A 4,395-nucleotide genomic window follows, 5' to 3' on the forward strand; every position below is an offset into this window, starting at 1 on the left:
GGCCCACACAGGGGTAGAGCTATTGCGATTTTTGAAAAATGTGTCAATAATACCATCAGCTTCTTCCAATAAAGAAGAAAAACTTCGCCATTCGCCTGTATCAAAGTAAGTATCACAAAAAGAACAAGCTAAATTACATTTAGCCAAACGTATAAAATATGCAGGATGACCACGATAAGGTCCCTCACCTTGTAACGTAAAAAAACAACTAGTGATTAAAAGCTCATCATGCTTTGCTTTTTTAAAAAAAGTTTTGCCTTCTATTTTGTTAACACCAAACACGACTACCGCCATTGTATAATTTTTTTTCATATTATAAGCATAAATTAGGTGAAAGAACATCTTTCATTCAGTCGAAAACTAAGCTCAAATTGGCTAAATGTGACAAACTAGTTGTCACTGTGATAACTTGGTGGTAGGCATCTGATTGCAAATTAAAAAAAACTTTGCGATTTAAAAAAAATACGCTATAACTCTTTTATCTGATGCAAGGATTGACAGATCAGAGTGAGGGCAGCATTTGATTTGCTTAGTGCTGGATAATGTTTTTTCACGGAGTGAGAAAATGAACAGTAAAGTATTTTCGCAGCGCTTTAACCGCGAATTAGCAGCATTAGGTTTCCCCGAAGAATTAAGCGAAAAAATCAAGGCTGTATCTAAAGTATTCGATGTCTCTCGCCATATGGCGAACTCGCTTATTTTTGGTCATATTTTACCTAAATGCGATCAACTGGATAAAATCGCGGCGATATTAGAAGTTTGTCCACAATGGTTAGGTGGTGCTACAGATAAAAAGAAAGCCTATTCTAATCGTGAAACAGTTGATAGTGAGACATAATTAAGATGAATAGCAACGTTGGGCAGAATACGTAAAGCCCAATTTTCTTCTCAAAAATGAAAAATAATTCCTTCAAATAAAATGCATCCCAACTAAATTTGAGATAATTACTAAAATTATTGTATAATGTTCCAATTACATTGTATTAAGTCAGCATCCAGTGTTTGCATTACTGTTCATTTCAGCAAACACTTTTATCTTTATTGTAGGTTACTACTATCATGGAATGTTTAAGTTTTTGTATTGCCAAAACAATTGATTTATCACGTATTGATCATCATTTTAAGAATAGTTCCAGTGAATTTAGTTCATTGAAAACTCGAGACGTAGTAAAACTCACCCCCAATACCCATAAGAACCATTCTATTTACGTATTTAAAAATGGGACGGTAGTTTCCTGGGGAATCAAACGGTATCAGATCAATGATTATTTAAACACCATTAAGCAGCTGATTGATAAACCTGTAAACCTTTTAGTTCATGACGAATTCCATTTCCAAGCAGGTGATAAAACTACTATAGAACCACATCATTATTTTGAGGTAGATTGTTTGACAATAGAAGATGACAGTGATGAAATCAAGCTCAGTTTGTCTTATGGATTTTCTCAATCGGTGAAGCTGCAATATTTTGAAACCATCATTGATGGGTTGATTGAAAAATATAATCCGATGATCCAAACCCTATCTCATTCTGGCGAAATGGAAATTAGCCGCACACACATACAACAGATTATTGGTGAAATTCTGGGGGCAAAAAGTGAAATGAATTTAATCAGTAATTTTCTCTATCACCCTAAGTATTTTTGGAAACATCCTACACTTGAACAATATTTTGCAATGCTTGAACGATACCTACATATCCAAAGAAGGGTTAATGCAATTAATCATCGACTGGACACATTAAACGAAATTTTTGAAATGTTTAATGGCTACCTTGACAACCAGCACGGACATAATCTGGAAATCATCATTATTGTGCTGATTATCGTGGAAATTGTAGTTGCTCTTTTAAAGTAAAAGCAACCCTTCCTTTAAATTTCAAATTAACAGCGGATTAGAAAATTTTTTTAAATACTGTTGACCGAATTGATAAGATGCATAATCTGTTATATGCCCTGCATCCCGATAAACTGGAATACCATTAATATCTACCTTGCAAATGTCTCGTTCACATTGAACTTTCTTAGGATCGATAAAGATTAGTTGAGGGTATTTAATTTTCATTTTACCAAACAATTGACTAATCCATTGATCTGCATCAGTTAAAATTAGCTTAAAATTACAGTGTCCCGGCTCATAGGATTTACGCAGTTTAATGTGCTTAAAAAAACAATCGTGAAAATTTTTTTCCATCAATGCGTTGGTATTAATCAGTACTGGTTTTGCACCAGATCCTGTTATAAGTGCAAGTGCTTTATCTAAAGCAACTTCTAGACGTTTTTTAGCAAGTTCAATTGAACGTTCATCTCCTAATTTATTAATTACACTATTCGAGATGTAATTAGTCCAAAGCTGACCAAGGATTACATAGTCATAATGATTTTCTTGAATCATGCGGTAATATTTTTGGGTTAGATTATAACATGTTTGATAGGGCAGATTTTTATAGTGCCACCAATCATAAAGATAAATACCAGGCAAGGTAATACAGGAGGAAACACCTTGGGCTAATATAGATACATCTGCATTTTTTCCAATCGTATCCATAAATCCCCAATAATGATTAGAAAATGAATCACCTATCATAAACCCCGTTTTAGAATTCGTTTTTTTTGCACCTAAAATGCATTCTAAGTTCACTTTATCCTGATCTCCACTCATACATAAAGATCGCTGTGTACTCGCATAATGTCCCAATTGTTGATAAATAGTCACTAATTCTTTGCTAAAACGCGATGGAAATCCATCATGGGCTTTGATCAAATAAGCATTTATCTGAGCAAACAGAATCGGTAATAGCAATAAACTCGCTAAGGTATAATGAAATGGAATTGTTTTAAATTGACGTGCAGGCTTTTCAATGTAGTTCCAGGAAAGGTAAGCAACAATAAAAACAATCCCATAAACAGCCAGCAAAACCGTTGGTGTTTCTGTAATACCGTAATACCTTAGAAGTGCAAAGACTGGCCAATGCCAAATATATAAGGAGTAGGATAACAATCCTATAAAAACCAGGGGCTTAAAAGAAAGGAACCTCACAAAAAATTGCGTTGGATAAAATTTTCCTAAAGTAATTAAACATCCTGTAGCCATACATGCAGATAAGGCATACCAATCTGGATAACCCAATAAAAGATGATCCAAACTAGCAATATAAAAGAGTAGACTCAATGCCAAGCCGCCAGCACCATTTAAAAAATAGCTATTAATTACCCGTTTTTTCATTGGTATTAACGTAATGCACGCACCAATTAAAAATTCAAAAATTCTACTGGAAAATTGATAATAAGTTTGCGCGGGATAGCTTTTAGAATAGTGTAAACACAATATAAAACAAGCTAGGGTAAACAGATAGACAATTGCAACTAAATATTTTCTACACAATCGATGCAAACCATACACTACTAAAGGTAAAATCAAATAACACTGCCATTCAATTGAAAGTGACCACATATGCAATAATGGAAGTTGACGGGTATCCGGAGAAAAATATCCTGTGGTTGTCCTATTAAAATAGAGATTAGAAATAAATAAAGAGGTTTTACGTGCACTATTACTGTATTGAATTAAATCTTCGGGTAACAAAAAAAATAGAGCTAATAAACTTATAACCAGTAGAAAACAAACCAAAACCGGCTGTAAACGCCATAATCTGCGCTGGTAGAATTCGATAAAGGAAAAATGACCTTCTGTTAATGATTCATGGATGATTGTGGTTATAAGAAATCCAGAAATAACAAAAAATATATCTACACCAATGAAGCCTGAGGGGAATAAAGTAAAGCCACCGTGATAAATTAGAACAAAAATAATTGCTATTGCTCTCAGGCCATCAATGTCGGCTCTGTATCTAATCAAGTTAACCCTCTGACATAAAAATTTAAGATTCTATCATGTATTTGCAACAAATAAGTAAATCTAGCTTAAAGATTATGTTCAATAGCGTGACAGAATTAAGACTATTGTATAAACTAGGCTGTAATCATTCCCAATTGTCTGACTACTTATTCAGGTCTATCATTTGGAACAAATATATATTCCCCTTAGCAATCAATCAAATTAAGGGTACTTAAATTTATCGTATGGCCTATGATACTAAGACACTTACCAAATGCGTTGACATTGTTTCGATTAGGACTAATTGCTCCTTTTTTGATATATTTGTATCATCAAGAATATGTTAATTCATTTATTACATTCATCCTCGCCGGTCTAACTGATGGACTGGATGGTTTTCTAGCCCGACGTTTTAATTGCCAAAGTTTTTTTGGTTCTTTTGTTGATCCTCTGGCAGATAAATTATTAATTGCCTCCAGTTTTATTTCGTTAGCCTTAATTGGTATATTGCCATGGTGGCTCGTAACTCTTGTGTTCCTTCGTGATTTTACCATTTCT

Annotated in this window: 4 protein-coding genes and 1 pseudogene; 3 read left to right on the forward strand and 2 right to left on the reverse strand. The window is 33.8% G+C overall.

Annotated elements, in window-relative coordinates; translation table 11 throughout:
* Window positions 1–312, reverse strand: a pseudogene (locus tag WA877_RS06395) (7-carboxy-7-deazaguanine synthase QueE); the annotation flags it as partial.
* Window positions 313–565: 253 nt separating this feature from the next.
* Between WA877_RS06395 and WA877_RS06400 the strand changes: the two are divergent.
* A complete protein-coding gene (locus tag WA877_RS06400; RefSeq protein WP_425170094.1) occupies window positions 566–838 on the forward strand; it encodes a hypothetical protein in 273 nt (90 codons plus the stop codon).
* A gap of 221 nt (window positions 839–1,059) precedes the next feature.
* Window positions 1,060–1,857: an RMD1 family protein gene (locus WA877_RS06405; protein WP_425170095.1), complete on the forward strand. Its 798-nt coding sequence runs from the start codon at window positions 1,060–1,062 to the stop codon at window positions 1,855–1,857.
* Between the two features lie 21 nt (window positions 1,858–1,878).
* Here the strand turns inward: WA877_RS06405 and WA877_RS06410 are convergent, their stop codons facing one another.
* On the reverse strand, window positions 1,879–3,855 hold the full coding sequence (locus tag WA877_RS06410; protein WP_425170097.1) for an acyltransferase family protein: 1,977 nt from the start codon (window positions 3,853–3,855) through the stop codon (window positions 1,879–1,881).
* A gap of 234 nt (window positions 3,856–4,089) precedes the next feature.
* Here WA877_RS06410 and WA877_RS06415 point away from each other — a divergent pair.
* On the forward strand, window positions 4,090–4,395 hold a 306-nt coding region (locus WA877_RS06415), incomplete at its 3' end, for a CDP-alcohol phosphatidyltransferase family protein (protein WP_425170096.1).

It is taken from the genome of Legionella sp., from assembly GCF_049790535.1.
Taxonomy (GTDB): Bacteria; Pseudomonadota; Gammaproteobacteria; order Legionellales; family Legionellaceae; genus Legionella.